Below are 17,953 nucleotides of genomic sequence, written 5' to 3'. Positions count from 1 at the left end.
GATTACTGATCCCCTGCAGGCTTGGGCGCGCTGGCAAGTGCCTGAAGCAGTGCCGGGTCCTTGATCGCCTTCATGATGATTTCTTCAGCGCCAGTCTTGCCGTCCATGTAGGTCAGCAGGTTGGCCAGCTGGGTGCGGGCTTCGAGCAGTTGGTTCAGCGAGTCGACCTTGCGGGCCACGGCGGCCGGGCTGAAGTCGTCCATGCTTTCGAAGGTGATGTCCAGGCTCAGGTTGCCTTCGCCGGTCAGTTCGTTCGGTACGTGGAACGCCACGCGCGGCTGCATGGCCTTGAGGCGTGAGTCGAAGTTGTCGACGTCCACCTCAAGAAACTTGCGGTCGGCCACTGGCGCCAGAGGCTCGGCGGGCTTGCCGGCGAGGTCGGCCATCACACCCATCACGAAGGGCAGCTGGACCTTTTTTTCGGCGCCGTAAAGCTCGACGTCGTACTCGATCTGCACTCGAGGCGCGCGGTTGCGCGCGATGAATTTCTGAGAACTTTGCTTCGCCACGTTGCTGCTCCTGGTCGCTTGAGCGACGGTGTTGTTACTGCACAGTCGGGCGGCTTACTCGCCGTCCGGGCCACGCAGGTTTTCAAATTGGGACATGCCGTCGGGAATCAGATTGCGCACGATGGCCGCAAAGTCGGCATGCACCAGATTCTTGGCCCGGTTCAACAGCACCGGCAGCGGGCTCGAAGGCTCGTGCCGGGTGTAGTACGCAAGGATCTTGTCGAGGCTGCGCAGCACATCGTCGCGGCTGGCGATATCGCCAGCGGGGCGAGGTGCTGCGGGGGCGGCGGCGAAGTCGACCGAGGGGGCATTGTCGTCACTGACGGCCTCGGGTTCGCTGCTGCCAGCGGTGCCGGGCACCGCTTGGTTGAGTATCTGCAACGCCTGCTTGAGCGGTTGCTTCAAGGCACTGAGGTCCACGCCTTGGGCGGAACCGACCTGATCGTTGACCTGTTGTTCGATGGCTTCGCACGCCGCACGCGCTGCAATCAGGGCGTCGCGGGTGGCCTGCAGTTGCTCGGGGTCGCTGTCGAGGAACGCGGCGTTGAGTTGCTGGGCGCCGAGTTGTTCATCGGGAAAATTCAACAGGCCGCTGGCGTTGAGCGCCGCGCGAAGGGTCACGGGGCCGAAGGTGCGCGAGCGCGTGAGGATGCTTTCGCGCAGCAGGCGGATGTTGGTGTCGCAGGTCAGGCCGGTGAGGGCGTTGATGCGCACGGTGGGGTCGTTATCGTCGTCGGCGTCCAGGCGCGGGTGCAGGTCGGCCCAGTAGTCGCGCAGCAGGGCGTCGATCAGCGTCAGGGCTTCGGCCAGGCCGGCCACGCCCTGGAGGGCGAGGGCGCTTTGCAACAGGAAATGAGTGATGCGCAGGTCTTTGCTGCGCGCGAGCAAGTCGAGGCTTTGCTGCTGGATGCTGCGCCATTCAGGCGGTTCAGCGGGCAGGATGGCGTCGCCCATGCTGCGCTCGGGTTGGCCCTTGGCATCACGCTCCAATTGCAGAAATTGCGCGTCATATTCCATGTCTTCGCCACAAGGCGAAGTCGCGGAAACGGCGGTGAGCAGCAACGGCACATCCACTGAATTTGATCTCCCTATCAGCCCGTTAGATGGCGGGCAATTCATGCATTAGTTGCGCGAGGAACTTTGCATGTTTTCTTGGTCATATAAGCAAGATGCCACTAATGTGCCATCACTGGTATTCAAGAAGTTGTGCATTTTTGGTGTAGTACTTAGGGCTTGTCAAGGTAAGCTATTCGCCCTCTGTGACAGATGTGCGGTGCTTAACAACCTGCGCGACTGGTGGGTCGAACGACGCACCGGGACAGGATTTTTGTCATAGAGCCCAGTTAAGATCAGCGATCATGCTGGTATTGACAGGTTTTGGACGGTCGATTGCTCGACCTGATGGGGATACCCCGGGAAGCGCTGTCCCGGGAATCGACCGCGCGCGAAGTATCAGCAAGGAGGCAAGATGTCGCTGTGTTTGACTATCACTAGTTATCACAAGATTACCCCTGGGCAGTGCTCCGAAAAGTCCATGAATCAGGGCGCGATGGCTATCGGCCGCAGCTCGGATAATGACTGGGTATTGCCTGATCCAGAGCGCCTGGTGTCCTCGCAACATTGCGTTATTCAATACAAAGATGGCCGCTATTATTTAACCGATAACAGCACAAATGGTGTGGAGTTGGTTAAAGCCGGTATTCGTATGCGCCGGGGTAATAGTGAACTGTTGCAAGATGGTGAACTGATCCGCATCGGCGATTACGAGATCCAGGCGCGCATCGACTTCAACGTGCAATCCATCGACAGTCAGCCGTTTACCGGCGATGCACCGAACAGTTTTGAAGCGCTGATGGGCGCTGTGGTGAACACGCCCGCGCCCGTCGCCACGCCGGTGATTGCGCCGCAGTTCCAGGGAGCGTCCTCGATGGACACGCTGCCGGACCTGTTTGATTTCCTCAGCCCCACTGCCGTGCCGCCACCGACGGTGCCGGACCACGTGCCTTCCGAGCAACACGACTTCCGCCCGCCGACGCCGGTCGCGATGCCTGTGGCCGAGCCGCCTGTGGTATCGGGCGCGGTGATCCCCGAAGACTGGGACCTGTTTGGCGATGCGCCTGCGCCTGTCGTCAGTGCTCCACCACTGCCGACGCCACAGCCAGTCACCCCGCCGCCACCCGTGGTCGAGCCCATGCTCCCCGTGGCAGACAGCCAACAACCCGACCTCCTGCAAGCCTTCCTGCGCGGCGCTGGCCTGGACCAATTGCGCCTGGACAAAGCCCAGGCCGAGGCCCAGATGGAAAGCATCGGCCGCAGCTACCGCCTGATGGTCGAAGGCCTGATCGACGTGTTGCGTGCCCGCGCCAGCCTCAAGGGCGAGTTCCGCATGCAGCAGACGATGATTCAGCCTGCGGAAAACAATCCGTTGAAATTTGCCCCCAATGCTGATGAAGCGTTGCTGCTTTTGCTGCGTCACGGTAACCAAGCGTTTATGGCGCCGGACCTCGCCGTGCGCGACAGTTTTAACGACTTGCGTGCCCACCAGTTGGCGGTGATGGCCGGCGTGGAAGCGGCCATCAAGCACTTGCTCAGCCGATTCGAACCGGCGCAATTGGAAGAACGCATGGGCAAGCCTGGCGGGCTGTCGAGCCTTTTCAATGGCTCGCGCCAGGCGCAGTACTGGCAACAGTTCACCGAGCTCTACAGCAATATTTCCCGCGAGGCCCAGGAAGACTTCCAGGACCTGTTCGGCCGTGAATTCAGCCGGGCCTACGAAGAGCACAGCGCACGACAGCGTCGGTAAAACCGCGCCGCAACACATGGATTAACGGATAGCTAAGTACGTCATTGAGGACGCAGGATGATTCCCAGGTTTTTACTCGCAGCCGCCACCTTGCTGCTGCTGACGGCGTGTGCCAAAGACGCCGCCAAACCCGAAACCACCGCCGAGGCCGAAGCGGATACGGCTGCCGTCGAGCTGCACTTTCACGCGATCAGCGGGCTCAACCCCGGCGCCAACGGCCAGGCCGCCCCGGTGCGGGTGCGCATCTTCGAACTGAAAAACGCCGCCACCTTCGCCCGCTCCGATTACTTCGCATTGGCCGACCGCGCCCAATCCACCCTTGGCCTGGACCTGCTGGACCAGGATGAAGTGATGGTGCAACCCGGCGAGCAACTGACCATCCAGCGCGATCTCGACCCGTCCACGCGCCAGATCGGTTTGCTCGTGGGCTATCGCGAGTTGGACCGCGCGCAGTGGCGCACGGTGATCAATGTGCCCGCGCGCCAATACACCGAATACCAGATCAGCCTCGATGTGCGTGCCGTGCGCGCCGACGTCGTGGTCACCCCATCCAGCCCTGCCCAATAAGAAGCAATCGGAGCCCCCATGTCCTGGAACAATCGCGTGGTCTGGTCGGAAGGCATGTTCATCGGAACGCAGCACTTCCAGCAGCATGACCGTTACCTGGAAAACCTGATCGACGCCCGTAGCCGCCCGCTGTCCGCAGGCAGTTGGGGTTTTTCCGAATTGCTGATCGACCAGGGCCTGCTGGCCCAGGGCAAGCTGGCGATTGTTTCGGCGCGCGGTCTGTTGCCCGACGGCACGCCGTTCAACATTCCCCAGGACGACCTGTCGCCGAGCCCGTTGAACATCGATGACAACCTGCGCGATGGTCTGGTGTACCTGGCGCTGCCGCTCAAGCGTGCCGGTGCTCGCGATACGGTGGATGAAGGCGAAGCCCTGGAAGCCGCGCGTTACGTGAGCCAGGTGCGCGAAGTGCGCGACGACAACGCACCGTTCGAAAACCGCGCTCCGGTGGCCGTGGGCGCCCGGGCCCTGCGCCTGCTGACCGCCCAGGATGGCATCAGCGATTACGCCGCCATCGGCCTGGTGCGCATCAAGGAAAAGCGCGCCGACCGCGCACTGGTACTCGACGACACCTACATCCCGCCGGTGCTGGACGTGGCCGCGAGCAAGCCACTGACGGCATTTCGCAGCGAACTGCTTGGCCTGCTGCACCAACGCGGCGAAGCCCTGGCGGGGCGCGTGGTCGCCTCGGGCGCCGGTGGCGCATCGGAGATTGCCGACTTCATGCTGCTGCAACTGGTCAACCGTGCCCAACCGCTGATCCAGCATTTGAGCCAACTGAGCCCGCTGCACCCGGAGCGTTTCTTCAGCGAACTGGTGAGCCTGGCGGGTGAGTTCTCGACGTTCTCGACCTCGGGCCGACGCCCCCAGGAATACCCGCAGTATCAGCACGACGACCTGGCCCTGAGCTTTGCCCCGGTGATGGCCGCCCTGCGTGAAGCGCTGTCGATGCTGATCGACAGCAAGGCCACGCCGATCCCGATTGTCGAGAAAGCCTACGGTGTCCACGTGGCGATGCTGGCCGACAAGACCCTGCTCGATAGCGCCAGCTTCATTCTGGTGGTGCGTGCCGATGTCCCCGGCGAGACCCTGCGTGCGCGCTTCGGCCAGCAGAGCAAGGTCGGCTCGGTGGAGCACATCCGCGACCTGGTCAACCTGCAACTGCCGGGCATCACCCTGTTGCCTCTGCCCGTGGCGCCGCGCCAATTGCCGTACCACGCAGGTTCCACCTATTACGAGCTGGATCGCGGCAGCGATGCCTGGCAACAGTTGGGCAACTCCGGCGGCTTCGCCTTCCACATCGCCGGGCAGTTCCCGGGCTTGAACCTGGCCTTCTGGGCGATCCGAGGATAATCCGCGATGCATCCCAATGATGATGACCGCACCCAGTTCATGCCGCGTCCGGGTGGCCGAGCGCCGGAACCTGCGCGTGCCGAACCTGCGCCTTTGGCCATGCCGGCCGCGCCGATGCTTACCGGCAAGAGCCAGGGCCTCAACCCGCTGGAAAGCGCCGCTGGCCCGCTGTTGGCATTGCTGACGCGCCTGCGCAACACCATCGCCCATCCAGCGCCGGCCAGCCTGCGCGCGCAGTTGCTGGCCTACCTGCGCCAGTTCGAAGAGCGCGCCGAAGCGGCCGGTATCGCCCGCAACGAAGTGCTGCTGGCCCGTTATGCGCTGTGCACCGCGCTGGATGAAGCGGTGTTGAGCACACCCTGGGGCAGCACCAGTGACTGGGGTAAACAGAGCCTGTTGATCACCGTGCATAACGAAGCCTGGGGTGGCGAAAAGGTCTTCCAGTTGCTCGATCACTGCCTGCAAAGCCCACGGGAACGCCTGTATCTGCTGGAGCTGTTGTACCTGTGCATGTGCCTGGGTTTTGAAGGCCGCTACCGCGTGATGAACGACGGTCGCAGCCAGTTGGAAACCCTGCGTGAACGTACCGCTGCGGCCATTCGCAGTGCGCGTGGCGAACACGAGCGTGAACTGTCGCCGCACTGGCGTGGCGTGACCGTGGCCCGTGATCGCCTGGCGCAATTCATGCCACCGTGGATCGCCGTGGCCATCGGTGTCGCGCTGCTGCTGGCGCTGCTGTTCGGCTTGCGCCTCAAGCTGGCGTCGGATGCCGAGCCGGTGTTCAAGAATATCCATGCCCTGGGCGAGATACCGGTGCAGGCCATCGACCGCCCGGTGGCGCAGCCCAAAGTCATCGAACGCCCGCGCCTGGCTGGCTTCCTGGTGGAAGATATCAAGGCCGGGCGCGTTGCCGTTGAAGATGCAGTCGACCGTTCCGTGGTGACCATCCGTGGCGATGAACTGTTTGCGTCCGCCAGCTCGAGCATCGTCGATGACTACCAGCCACTGATGCTGCGCATCGCCGACGCCATCCGCAAGGTCAAGGGCCAGGTGCGCGTCACCGGACACAGCGACAATCGCCCGATTGCCACGCTGCGCTTCCCGTCCAACTGGGCGCTGTCCGAAGCGCGGGCCAAGTCGGTGCTGGAGATCCTGGCGGCCAAGACGGGCCAGGCGGATCGCTTCAGCGCCGAGGGTCGCAGCGACACCGAGCCGGTGGCGACCAACGCCACCGCCGAAGGCCGTGCCCGCAATCGTCGGGTTGAAATCACCGTATTGGCGGAGGGCGTCGAGTGAAGGCGTTTTTCAGTTTCATGATTCGCTGGGTGATCCCCGTGCTGGGCTTGATCGCGCTGAGCCTGATCATCTGGTTTGTGGGGCCGTTGCTCGACGTGCTGGTGCCGGAAGGGCGCCGCTGGGCGCTGATTATCCTGGTGTTCGCGGTGTGGATCGCCTACCGCGTGTTTCGCATCATCCAGGCGCGGCGCCAAGCGGCCGAAGTGATGCGCAGCCTGGCGGCAGAAACCCCGGCCGACCCCAACAGCGTTGCTACTGCCGAAGAGCTCACCACCCTGCGTCAGCGCATGGACGAGGCCCTGGCGCTGCTGAAAAAGGCCAAGTTGGGCGGCGACGAACGCCGCAACCTCTACGAGCTGCCGTGGTACGTGATTATCGGCCCTCCGGGTTCGGGCAAGACCACTGCGTTGGTCAACTCCGGCTTGCACTTCCCGTTGGCTGCCCAGTTGGGCGCCGGTGCCGTGCGCGGCGTCGGCGGTACGCGCAACTGCGACTGGTGGTTTACCGATCAAGCGGTGTTGCTCGACACCGCCGGCCGCTACACCACCCAGGACAGCAACTCCACGGTGGACAAAGCCGCGTGGCTGGGCTTTCTCGACCTGCTGAAAAAGCAGCGCTCGCGCCGCCCCATCGATGGTGCCTTCATTGCCATCAGCCTGTCGGACCTGTTGCTCGGCACCGACGCCGAGCGCGCCGCCCATGCCGCCGCTATCCGTCTGCGTATCCAGGAGCTGTACACCCAGCTGGGTGTGCGTTTCCCGATCTACCTGATGCTCACCAAACTCGACCTGGTGCCAGGGTTCATGGAGTTCTTCGACAACCTGAGCAAGGAAGAGCGCGCCCAGGTGTGGGGCATGACCTTTGCCCTGGACGACGGCAAAAACACTGACAGCCCGCTGGCGCACCTGCAAAGCGAGTTCGCCGGCCTGGAACAGCGCCTCAACGAACGTCTGGTCGAACGCCTGCAACAGGAGCGTGACCCGGCGCGGCGCGACCTGATCTACGGCTTCCCGCAGCAGTTCGGTGCGTTGAAGGATTGCCTGCAAAGCTTCCTCGAAGGTGTGTTCAAGCCCAATGCCTTTGAAGAGCGTGTGCTGCTGCGCGGTGTGTATTTCACCAGCGGCACCCAAGAAGGCAGTCCGATTGATCGCTTGATCGGTGCGATGGCGCAGAGCATGAACCTGGACCGCCAGCACCTGGCGCGTCAGAGCGGCACAGGGCGCAGTTACTTCATCGAAAAACTCTTCACCGCCGTGGCGTTTGCCGAGCGTGGCCTAGTGGGTGTGAACCCCAAGGTCGAGCGTCGACGCAAGTGGATTGCGCGCGGTGTGCTCGCCGCCACCGTTGCGTTGGTCGTGGTGGTCAGCAGTTTGTGGTGGGTGAGTTACCGCGCCAACCAGGCGTATATCGCCCAGGTCGACCAGAAGGTCGCGCCGCTGGGCCAGACTGTGCAGAACCTGAGCCCGGCGCAGCGTGACATCCTCGCTGTGCTGCCATTGCTCAACGCTGTGAAGAACCTGGCGGGCGACTCTCCAAGCTGGTCCGAAGGGTTGGGGCTGTACCAGGGCGACATGCTTGAAGCCGAGTCTGCCAGCGTCTACCGCAAGCTGTTGATCGCGGTGTTCGCACCACGCCTGGTGACGCGTATCGAAGAACAACTGCACGGCGGCGGCAATTCCGACTTCCTTTACGAAGGCCTCAAGGCCTACCTGATGCTCGCCGATTCCGAGCATTACGACCCGGACTTCATCAAGGCCTGGATCGCCCTCGACTGGGACCGCAACCTGCCACGCGACCTGCCGGCGGATCAGCGCCAGGCGCTGGCCGGGCACTTGCAGTCGCTGTTCGAACGCCATCCGCCCACTGCGCGCCTGGATCCCCGGCTGATCGACGACCTGCGTCGCCAGTTGCAACAACTGCCGGTGGCCCAACGTGTGTATGACCGGGTCAAGCGCCAGAAACTGCCTGAAGGCATCCCGGACTTTCGCCTCAACGAAGCCGCCGGCCGTGACGCTGCGCTGGTGTTCAGCCGCAAAAGTGGCAAGCCATTGGGCGAGCCGTTGAGTGGGTTCTTCACCGCCAAGGGCTATCGCCAGGCGTTTCTGCTGAGCAGCCTGAACCAGACCGGCACCCTCGCTGAAGAACAATGGGTGTTGGGGCACGAACAGGCCGACCAGCAGAACGTGGTGAGCCTGGCTGCCGATGTGCGGCGCCTGTATTTCCAGGATTACCAGCGCCAGTGGGATGCGTTGCTGGCGGACATCGACTTCGTGCCGATCACCAGCGTGGCCCAGGCGGCCGACGTGCTGCGGGTGATTTCCGGCCCGACCTCGCCGCTGAAAAAGCTGCTGGTGGCCGTGGCCAAGGAAACCGATCTGCAAGCCGAAGAACGCCAGTTGGCCGCCAAAGGCGTGCCGGTAGAAGGGGGTGTCGACAAGCTCAAGGAGCGCCTGGGCAGCCTGCTCGGCCAAGAGCAGCCGGCTGCGAATGCGCCAGCGGCGGCGGATGATCCTGTGACCGCGCACTTTGCCGAACTCAACAGCATCGTCAGCAAGAACGAAGGCGAGCCGGCGGCCATCGATGGCCTGCTCACGGACATGAATGCGCTGTATGTGCAGGTCAGCGCCATGGTCGGCGCCAGCGGCGACGCGTTGCTCGGTGAGGCGAAAAACCAAGCGGCGGCTGCGGCCACGCGCGTCAGCCTGAATGCCGAGCGCCAGCCACCGCTGGTGCAGGGCATGGTCAAGTCGGTGGTCAATTCCACCACCAATAGCATGATGGGCGGGGTGCGCAATCAACTGAACGCGGCCTGGGTCAGCGAAGTGGTCAACGTGTATCGCCAGTCGCTGGCCGGGCGTTACCCGATGTCGCCGGGCAGCGCGCGTGACGCGACCCTGGATGACTTCGGGCAGTTCTTTGGCGTGGGCGGGGTGATGGACAACTACTTCCGCAAGTACCTGCAGCCTTACGTCGACACCTCCGCGCAGACCTGGCGCTGGCAGCCGGGCGCGGCGCAGAAGCTTGGGATTGCGCCGGGCGTGCTGCAAACCTTCCAGCGTGCCGCGACCATTCGCGATGCGTTCTTCCGCGCCGGTGGCACCCAGCCGATTGTGCGTTTCGAACTCAAGCCGGTGTCGATGGACCCGACCATCACTCAGTTCCTGTTGGACCTCGACGGCCAACAACTGAGCTACGATCACGGCCCGAGCCGCCCGGTAGCGATGCAATGGCCAAACCCCGGCAGCATTGGCGTGGTGCGTATCTCCATCATGCCGCCGTCGGCCAGTGGCCGTTCCGGCGTGACCCTGGACGGGCCCTGGGCCTGGTTCCGCTTGCTGGAGCAGTCAGACCTCACCGCCGGTAACTCGCCGGACCGTTTCAACCTGCGCCTGCGCGTCGATGGCGCAAGCATCGCCTACGAATTGCGCGCCAACAGCGCCTTCAACCCGTTCAAGAGCCGCGTGCTCAGTGGCTTCAGCCTGCCGGAGCGGTTATGACGACTGTGGGTTTCTACGGCAAGTTGGCCAGCCGCGGTGACTTTGTCAGCCGCGCCTTGCCCCAGAGTTTCATCGGCCCATGGGACAGTTGGCTGGCAGCAGGTTTGCTTGCCAGTCAAAACAGCCTCGGCGGTGACTGGCTCAACACGTACCTGGTCAGCCCGTTGTGGCGTTTTGTGCTGGCGCCCGGGGTGTGCGGGCCGGACGCGGCGGCAGGCGTGGTGATGCCGAGCATCGATCGGGTCGGACGCTACTTCCCGCTGGCGGTGGTGGCGTTGCTCGATCACGACACCAATCCTGCCTCCCTGGTAGGTGGCCCGGACAGCTGGTTCGAGCAGACCGAAGCGCTGTTGCTCAGCACCCTGGATGCCGGGGCTACCTTCGAAAGCTTCAATGAAGGCCTCGATGCCCTGGGCCTCCCGTCGACTGAGTCGCGCGCGGTAGACAGCCGTTTCGCCGGCCTGCAACGGGTGGCCGCCACCGAACCGCACCAGCGTATGACCGCCCTCGCCGAACAGGCCTGCGACGGCGCGAGCCTGTGGTGGGGCCGTGGGTCACAACGTATTTCCCCTGGTTTGTTGCGGTGTCAGGGCCTGCCTGCCGCTGGCGATTTTGCGCAGTTTTTGCTCGGACAAGAAGGTGTGGTGTAGATGGGGTCGACGTACAAATCCGCGAGCAAAAGCCATGTGGGCATGGTCCGCCAGGTCAACGAAGACGCCTGCCTGGACCTGCCGGAAAACCGCCTGTGGGTGGTGGCCGACGGCATGGGCGGGCATGCGGCGGGGGACTATGTGAGCAGCCTGATCGTCGACAGCCTGCGCAGCGTGCCGGTAGGGCGTTCCCTGGATGAATACACCGCAGCGCTGCGTAATGACCTGCTGCGCATCAATGCCGCCGTGCGCGAAGAAACCGCCCACCGTGGCGTAACCATGATGGGCAGCACCGTGGTGCTGTTGGCCGCGCGTGGCTTGCGCGGCGTGTGCTTGTGGGCTGGCGACAGTCGCTTGTACCGCCTGCGCGATGGCGTGCTCGAAGGGATCTCCCGCGACCACAGTTACGTGCAAGACCTGCAAGACAGCGGTCTGCTCAGCGAAGCTGATGCGCGCACGCATCCACGCGCCAACATCGTCACCCGAGCGATTGGCGTGGAGGCGTACCTGGAATTGGCGGTGGTCGACCTGCTGATCGCCCCCGGTGACAGCTACCTGTTGTGCAGCGACGGCCTGAACAAGACCGTTGAAGACCATGAAATCCGCGAAGTCCTGGGCCACGACACGCCGGATGAAATCGTGCGCAGCCTGGTGCATCTGGGGCTCAGCCGGGGTGCGCCGGACAACATCACTGCCATCGTCGTGAAGGTATCACCATGAACATCGTCATCCCGGGTTATGACATCGAAGGCGAAATTGGCGAAGGCGCCATGGCCAGCGTGTACCTGGCGACCCAGCGTTCCCTGGAGCGCAAAGTGGCCTTGAAGGTGATGGCGGCGGCATTGGCGGCCGACCCGAGCTTCTGCGAGCGCTTCCTGCGCGAGGGCAAGACCCTGGCGCGCTTGTCGCATCCGCACACGGTGACCATCCATGACATCGGCAATGTCGGTGAGCTGTACTACATGGCCATGGAATACCTGCCCAACGGCACGCTCAAAGAGCGCATCGCCGCCGGCATGACGCCGGAGCAGGGGGTGACGCTGATCCGCCAGATCGCCTCGGCACTGGGCTATGCCCATGCTCAGGGCCTGGTACACCGCGATGTGAAACCGGCGAACATTCTGTTCCGCGCGGATGGCACGGCAGTGTTGTCCGACTTTGGTATCGCCAAGTCGCTGGATGATCGCACCCAGTTCACCCAGGCCGGTTTTGCCGTGGGCACGCCGAGCTATATGAGCCCGGAGCAGGCGCGGGGCCAAGAGATTGATGGTCGGGCGGACCTGTACGCGCTGGGCGTGGTGCTGTACGAGATTCTCGTCGGCAAGCTGCCGTACACCGGCACGGATGCACTGTCGACGGCGCTGGCGCACCTGACCGAACCGCTGCCCGAATTACCGGTGCACCACGGCCGTTATCAGGAAGTGCTGCGCAAGCTGTTGGCCAAGGATCCGGCGGAGCGCTTTCCGGATGCGGCAGCGTTGTTACAAGCATTGGATAACCTGCCGTCGGAGTCGCCGGAAGCCACGTTAGTGCGGCCGCTGCCGATCCCGATGAGTTTTGATTTAGCCGGCATCACCCCGGAATCCATCGAAATCCCTACCGAAAAACCCCAGCCGGTGCGCCAACCGGTGGTGCCGCCGATCCAGCACAGCGAGCAGCGCCGTGGTCCGGTGTTGGCACTGGCCGCTGTTGCGGTGGCGGTTGCGTTGGCCATTGGTGGCGCGAGCTATTGGTGGTTGAGTGGCGGCGATGAGCCTGTGGCCAAACCGCCCGCTGCGGCAGTGCCTACGGTGGCTTCGCCTGTGGCCGAAGCGGATGGCGGTCAACGTCCGTTGCTCATGGCAGGCAAGAAGACGCTGTTCCAGCGCGTGCTCAGCAAGCCGGGCGCCAAGCTGTCCGCTGACGCCGGCAGCGCGCCGGGCAAAGCCCTGCCGGCGTTCTCCGTGCTCTACGTCTACCAACGCAAGGACGTTGACGGCAGCCCGTGGGTACGTGTCGGCGCCGCCACCGATGGTCGCAGTGACGGTTGGTTGCCTGCGTCCCAGGTCAGCGACTGGAAGCAGAGCCTGGTGCTCAAATTCACCGAGCGTTCGGGGCGGGCGCCGGTGATGTTCCTGCGCCAATCCGCTGAAGTGGAAAAGCTGCTGGCTGACCCGGCCGCCGCCAAAGGCGTACTGGCCAAGGCGCAGAAAAACAGCGAAGACAACAGCCAGATCCTGGCGCTGGAGCCGGCCGCCAGCGCCGTGCCGCAAAACCAGTTCTACCTGCTGCCGATCTTCGACGCCAAAGAGAGCTTCGACGAAAACGGCCAGCCGGTGCAGTTGCTCAATGTGGCCTCCATCGACCCAGGCACCAGCGCCGCCAAACCGGCTACACCGGTGATCAGCGCCAATGCCGACGCCTTTCGCACGGCGGTGGTTCTCGTGGTCGATACCACCGTTTCCATGCAGCCCTACATCGACCAGGTCCGCGACGTCGTGCATGAGCTGCAAACCCGTATCGGCGAGCGGGGCGAGTTGGACAGCGTGAGCTTCGGCATGGTGGGCTTTCGCAGCAGCATCAAGAAAACCCCTGGCCTGGAATACGTCGCCAAGACCCTGATCACCCTCGACCAGGGCCGCGACCCGCAGCGTTTCCTCGACATGGCGCGCCAGGTCAAGGCGTCCACTGTGTCCAGCCACTCGTTCAACGAAGACGCGTTTGCCGGGGTGATGCAGGCGGTGGATGGCATGGATTGGTCCGGCTATGGCGGGCGCATCATTCTGCTGGTCACCGATGCGGGTGCGCTGCGCAAGAACGATCCCTTTGCCGCCACCCAGATGAACGAAGCCGAAGTGCGCCAGGCCGCGTTGGGCAAGCAGATCAAGATCTACGCCCTGCACTTGCGCACCGACGCCGGCAAGAAAACCCATGCTGGCGCCGAGAGCCAGTACCGCATCCTCACCGCCGACGCCAACCCGCAGATCGGCGACCTCTACACCGCGGTGCCTGGGGGCGACGTGCGCAAACTCGGTGAGCGCGTGGATGAGATCGGTACGGTGTTCGCCAACCTGGTGCACCAGGTGCGCAGCAACACGCCGCAGCCGGTGCCGTTGCTGAACAGCGCACCGAGCCTGGCGGACAAATCCGCCGCCGTCGGTTATGCCATGCACATGGATTTCCTCGGTCGCAAAACCGCAAGCCAGGCGCCGCAACTGGTCAGCGCCTGGACCGCCGACCGCGACCTGACCAACCCGGCACTGCCGGCGTTCCAGGTGTGCGTGATGCTGACCAAGCTGCAGCTCAACGATCTGCAGCAGTCGCTGAAGTTGATCGTCGACGCGGCGCGCAAGACGCAGACCTCGCCCAAGGACTTCTTTCAGGAAATCGCCAGCGCTTCGGCCTACATGAGTCGCGACCCGCAGGCCTTGCGCAAGGGCGGCAACCTGGCCGACGGCGGCATTCTCGGCGAATACCTGGAAGGCCTGCCGTACCGCAGCAAGTCGCTGAACATGACCCAGGACCTGTGGTTGTCGTTGAGCGTGGCCGAGCAGGAAGACTTCATCGATGAGCTGGACTCGAAGATCCGCCTCTACGAAACCTTCCACAATGACCTGGCCAACTGGGTCCGTTTCGGCGATGCCGAGCCGGGCGATGCGTTGTACCGCGTGCCGTTGTCGACGTTGCCGTAATGCTGAACCTGAGCGCGGTGCACAAGAGCCGAGGCGTCGGTAGCCAGCGCTATAGCCTGGTGATCCCGGCGCTGGCGCTGCGTGCGGGTGAGCAACTGGCGATTGTCGGGCCCAGTGGTTGCGGCAAGAGCACCTTGCTGGATTTGCTGGCGCTGGTATTGGCGCCGGATCAGGTCGGGCAGTTCGAATTCCATCAGCAGGACATAGCCGGGCTATGGCACGGCGATCAGCAATCCACCCTGGCCGCGCTGCGTAGCCAGCATCTGGGGTATGTGCTGCAAACCGGCGGTCTGCTGGGGTTTCTCGATGTGCGCGGCAATATCGCGTTGTCCCGGCAACTGTTGGGTTTGAAGGACGATGGCAGCGTGGCGCGCCTGGCCGAGCAGTTGGAGATCAGCGACCAGTTGACCAAGAAGCCGACGGCGCTTTCGGTGGGCCAACGCCAACGCGTCAGCTGTGCCCGCGCCCTGGCCCATGCGCCACAACTGGTGCTGGCGGATGAACCGACGGCGTCCCTCGACCCCTTGAATGCCGAGCGCGTGATGCAGGCGTTGCTGGCCCAGGCTCGTGAACACCGTGCGGCGTGTGTGATCGCTACCCATGATGAACCCCTGGCCCGCGCCAGTGGCTTGCAGGTGCGGCGCATCAGTTGCCGTCGCGACGCCGATGGCGGCGTTACGGCGACCCTCGGGGAGGTGTGCTGATGCGCATCGGTCTGGTGGCGTCGCTGGCCTGGCAGGACTATCGCAACGATGCCTGGCTGTCCGCCTGTTCGGTGCTGGCGCTGGTCGCCGTCATCGCACCGTTGTTGGTGTTATTCGGCCTGAAATTTGGACTGGTTAGCAGTTTGACCGAACGTTTGCAGACCGACCCCGCCACCCGTGAAATTATTCCGCTGGGCGGTGGTCGATTCAGCAGCGCCTTTATCGAGCAGCTCGGTCAGCGCAACGATGTGGCATTCGCGCTGCCGCGTACGCGGCAGATTGCGGCGACCGCGCAGGTGGGCACGCTGGTCCTGGAGATGCTACCGACCGCCTCGGGTGACCCGTTGCTGGCCGGCCTGCCGGTGCCGCAGGGCCTGGGTCAGATCGTGCTGAGCCACACCGCCGCCGAGAAGCTTGCGGCGCGGCCAGGGGATTGGCTGGAAACCAGCTTTGCACGGCAAGTGGCGGGACGCGTGGAAGCCCAACGCACGCGCTTGCAGGTGCTGGCGGTATTGCCGTTGGAAGCCTTTGCCCGTGACGGCTTGTTTGCCGATCTGAAACTGCTGGAAGGGGCGGAAGACTACCGCGACGGTCGTGCAGTGCCCGCGTTGGGTTGGAGCGGTGAGGCGGTGGGGACGAATGAGCAGCGGGTTTACCCGGCGTTTCGCTTGTATGCCCGTAACCTCACTGATGTGGAGCCGCTGCGGGTGTACTTCGCGGGGCAGAATTTATTAGTGTCGACCCAGGCACAGACCATCGCGCAGGTGCAGTCGTTGAGCCGCAACCTGTCGATCGTGTTCTGGGTGATCTGCGGCTTGGCGTTGGCGGGGGCGTTTGCGGCGATCTTTGCCGGGGCCCTGGCCGCCGTCGCGCGCAAGCGGCGGGAATTGTCGGTGCTGCGCCTGCTGGGGTTTTCCACGGGCGGGCTGCTGTTGTTCGTGGTGGTGCAGGCGCTGTACAGCGCAGGGTTTGCTGCCGTGCTCAGTGCTGGGCTGTATGGCGTGGCCGAGGCGGCGTTGAATAAGCTTTTTGTGCAGGTGCCGGGCGAATACGCCAGCCACCTGTTGGCGCGTCATTACGGCCTGGCCCTGATTGCAGTCATGGGCGTCAGCGCCGTGGCGGCGGCCTGTGGTGGTTGGCGAGTGGCGCGGATCCAGGCTTCTGAAGGAATCAGAGATGTTTAAGTTACTGGGCGCCTGTGTGGCGCTGAGCCTGGCCTCAATGGCCTGGGCCGACGAGGCAAGCGACAAGCTCGACAACCCCAAGCCGTTGGAAGGCGACGTCAGCCTGCCGCTGCCGTGCGAAGGCAACATGGTGTTCCGCTATGCCTATGTGCTGGCCCAGGGCTCCCTGGACGACCGCGAAATCAACCTCGGCTACCCCTTTGCCGAAGGCGAGGCGGGCTATCAGCAGTCGTTTATTTCCGGCTACCGCCGCGACTTCATCAATGGCCAGTTCACCCTCAAGGATCTCCCGAAAGACTGGAACAAAGTCATCGCGCCGTTGATGCCGAAGACCGACGCCAAGACCCCGCTCAAGCCCATGTTGTACTTCATCGGCAAGTACGAAGTGACCGCACGCCAGTACGCCCAGGTGATGTCCCAGGCCCAGTCGCTGGCCAGCGGTGAACCCGCGCCTGCGTGCGATGCGCCCACTGGCATGGCCGCGCGCTTGCCCAAGGTGAAGCTGTCGCGCTTTGAGGCCGAGCGTTTCTCGGCGGTGTACAGCGCCTGGCTGATGAAATACCACCGTGAGCTACTGCCGGTGAGTGGTCGCGGTTCTTCGGCGGATGACGGTGGTCTCGGTTTTGTGCGCCTGCCCACCGAAGTGGAGTGGGAATTCGCCGCACGCGGCGGCCATGCGGTCAGCCGCCAGGACTTGGAAGGGCGCCTGTTCCCCCGTCGTGTCGACGGCAGTGACAGCGACGGCCCGCTCGGCGATTACGCTGTGTTCAACCAGGTGGCCGGCGGTACCGGCCAAGCCGCGCGCCTGATGCCTATCGGCACCAAATTGCCCAACCCGATTGGCCTGTTTGATGTGATCGGCAATGCGGCCGAAATGGTCCAGGAGTCCTTCCAGCTGGTGCACGCCGGGCGTCGCCAGGGCGCTTATGGCGGCTTTGTGGTCAAGGGCGGCAACTACCTCGAAGGCGAGGGCACGCTGTTTACCGGCATGCGCCGTGAGTACCCACTGTTCGCCGCCGACGGCACCGAGCAAAGCAACGAGACCACCGGTTTTCGCGTGGCGATCGGCGCACTGTCGGCACCGCGTTCGCGCTACAAGGAACTGTTCGCCCAGTGGCAGAAAGAAGGTCGCCTCGCCTCGCTGACCGACGCCATCGACGACGCCCAGGACCCGACCAAGCGCCTGGACAGCATCATCGCCGCCAGCGTCGACCCCAAGCTGCAAGCCGAGCTGGGGTTGGTCAATGAAGAGCTCAAGCGCAACGTCTCGCTGATCGCCCAGCAACGCGAAGAGGCGGCGGGCAACCTGATCCAGTCGGCCGCGTTGGTGGCCGAAACCATCGCCAACTACAACATCCGCCTGGCCAACCTGCAGAAGAGTCGCCAGCAGGCCCTGGACAACAAGGACGAGGCCAGCGCGCAGCTGTTTGACATGGCCATCACCAATGGCCGCAGCGCGCTCGATGGCGCGGTGGCGATTTATATCGACAACCTGGCCACCGGCACGCGTTACACCGATGCGGTGATCCAGGCGCAGTTTCAACGGATCAAGGAGGAGTTGGATCGCAAGCCGGTGCTCGGCAAGAGCCTGGTGACGCGCGCAACACTGTTCGTTCGCCATGTTGGCAACTACCGCAAGCAACAGCGGGCCGACCCGGCAACGATCTTGAAGGAACTGCTCGCAGCGAGCGGTCAGCGATGAGCGCTGGCTGTATGGCG

General features: G+C 63.8%; 13 protein-coding genes. 11 read left to right on the top strand and 2 right to left on the bottom strand.

All coding sequences use genetic code 11. From position 1 onward, the window contains the following. Positions 1-2: 2 nt before the first annotated feature. Together tssB and tssA are read right to left on the bottom strand one after the other, a co-directional pair. Positions 3-509, bottom strand: a complete 507-nt coding sequence (tssB, locus tag AB4N92_RS11595; RefSeq protein WP_010207547.1) for a type VI secretion system contractile sheath small subunit — start codon at positions 507-509, stop codon at positions 3-5. A gap of 54 nt (positions 510-563) precedes the next feature. After that, positions 564-1,583 (bottom strand): type VI secretion system protein TssA, encoded by a 1,020-nt coding sequence (gene tssA / locus AB4N92_RS11590; protein WP_021492585.1) that lies wholly within the window; start codon positions 1,581-1,583, stop codon positions 564-566. Between the two features lie 394 nt (positions 1,584-1,977). Here tssA and tagH point away from each other — a divergent pair, with 394 nt between their 5' ends. From tagH to AB4N92_RS11535, 11 genes are read left to right on the top strand one after another with little or no spacing between them, the layout of a single operon-like run. Further along, positions 1,978-3,312 (top strand): type VI secretion system-associated FHA domain protein TagH, encoded by a 1,335-nt coding sequence (tagH, locus tag AB4N92_RS11585; RefSeq protein WP_047542446.1) that lies wholly within the window; start codon positions 1,978-1,980, stop codon positions 3,310-3,312. A 57-nt stretch (positions 3,313-3,369) separates the two neighbouring features. Beyond that, positions 3,370-3,879, top strand: coding sequence for a type VI secretion system lipoprotein TssJ (gene tssJ / locus AB4N92_RS11580; protein WP_021492587.1), 510 nt, complete (start codon positions 3,370-3,372; stop codon positions 3,877-3,879). Positions 3,880-3,897: 18 nt separating this feature from the next. Beyond that, positions 3,898-5,232, top strand: a complete 1,335-nt coding sequence (gene tssK / locus AB4N92_RS11575; protein ID WP_045791498.1) for a type VI secretion system baseplate subunit TssK — start codon at positions 3,898-3,900, stop codon at positions 5,230-5,232. A gap of 6 nt (positions 5,233-5,238) precedes the next feature. After that, complete coding sequence (locus AB4N92_RS11570) at positions 5,239-6,528, top strand: DotU family type VI secretion system protein (protein ID WP_010207539.1); 1,290 nt, start codon at positions 5,239-5,241, stop codon at positions 6,526-6,528. Continuing rightward, positions 6,525-10,025 (top strand): type VI secretion system membrane subunit TssM, encoded by a 3,501-nt coding sequence (gene tssM, locus AB4N92_RS11565; protein ID WP_010207538.1) that lies wholly within the window; start codon positions 6,525-6,527, stop codon positions 10,023-10,025. Before AB4N92_RS11570 ends, tssM begins: the two co-directional genes overlap by 4 nt. Beyond that, the gene (gene tagF, locus AB4N92_RS11560) at positions 10,022-10,675 is read left to right on the top strand and encodes a type VI secretion system-associated protein TagF (RefSeq protein ID WP_010207537.1); all 654 of its coding nucleotides are present in this window, start codon (positions 10,022-10,024) and stop codon (positions 10,673-10,675) included. The genes tssM and tagF overlap by 4 nt, the downstream gene beginning before the upstream one ends. Further along, positions 10,676-11,395 carry a PP2C family protein-serine/threonine phosphatase gene (locus AB4N92_RS11555; protein WP_010207536.1) on the top strand — a complete coding sequence of 240 codons (720 nt, stop codon included), beginning with the start codon at positions 10,676-10,678 and terminating at the stop codon, positions 11,393-11,395. Continuing rightward, positions 11,392-14,346 carry a serine/threonine-protein kinase gene (locus AB4N92_RS11550; RefSeq protein ID WP_045791499.1) on the top strand — a complete coding sequence of 985 codons (2,955 nt, stop codon included), beginning with the start codon at positions 11,392-11,394 and terminating at the stop codon, positions 14,344-14,346. The genes AB4N92_RS11555 and AB4N92_RS11550 overlap by 4 nt, the downstream gene beginning before the upstream one ends. Further along, complete coding sequence (locus AB4N92_RS11545) at positions 14,346-15,050, top strand: ABC transporter ATP-binding protein (protein ID WP_010207533.1); 705 nt, start codon at positions 14,346-14,348, stop codon at positions 15,048-15,050. The genes AB4N92_RS11550 and AB4N92_RS11545 overlap by 1 nt, the downstream gene beginning before the upstream one ends. Then, the gene (locus AB4N92_RS11540) at positions 15,050-16,234 is read left to right on the top strand and encodes an ABC transporter permease family protein (RefSeq protein WP_045791500.1); all 1,185 of its coding nucleotides are present in this window, start codon (positions 15,050-15,052) and stop codon (positions 16,232-16,234) included. Before AB4N92_RS11545 ends, AB4N92_RS11540 begins: the two co-directional genes overlap by 1 nt. Next, positions 16,227-17,936, top strand: a complete 1,710-nt coding sequence (locus AB4N92_RS11535) for an SUMF1/EgtB/PvdO family nonheme iron enzyme (RefSeq protein ID WP_010207531.1) — start codon at positions 16,227-16,229, stop codon at positions 17,934-17,936. The genes AB4N92_RS11540 and AB4N92_RS11535 overlap by 8 nt, the downstream gene beginning before the upstream one ends. Positions 17,937-17,953 lie beyond the last annotated feature (17 nt).

This window comes from Pseudomonas sp. S3_A09 (genome assembly GCF_054668065.1).
Note: the sequence above shows the minus strand (reverse complement) of the source record. Positions and strands in the feature narration are given on the sequence as shown.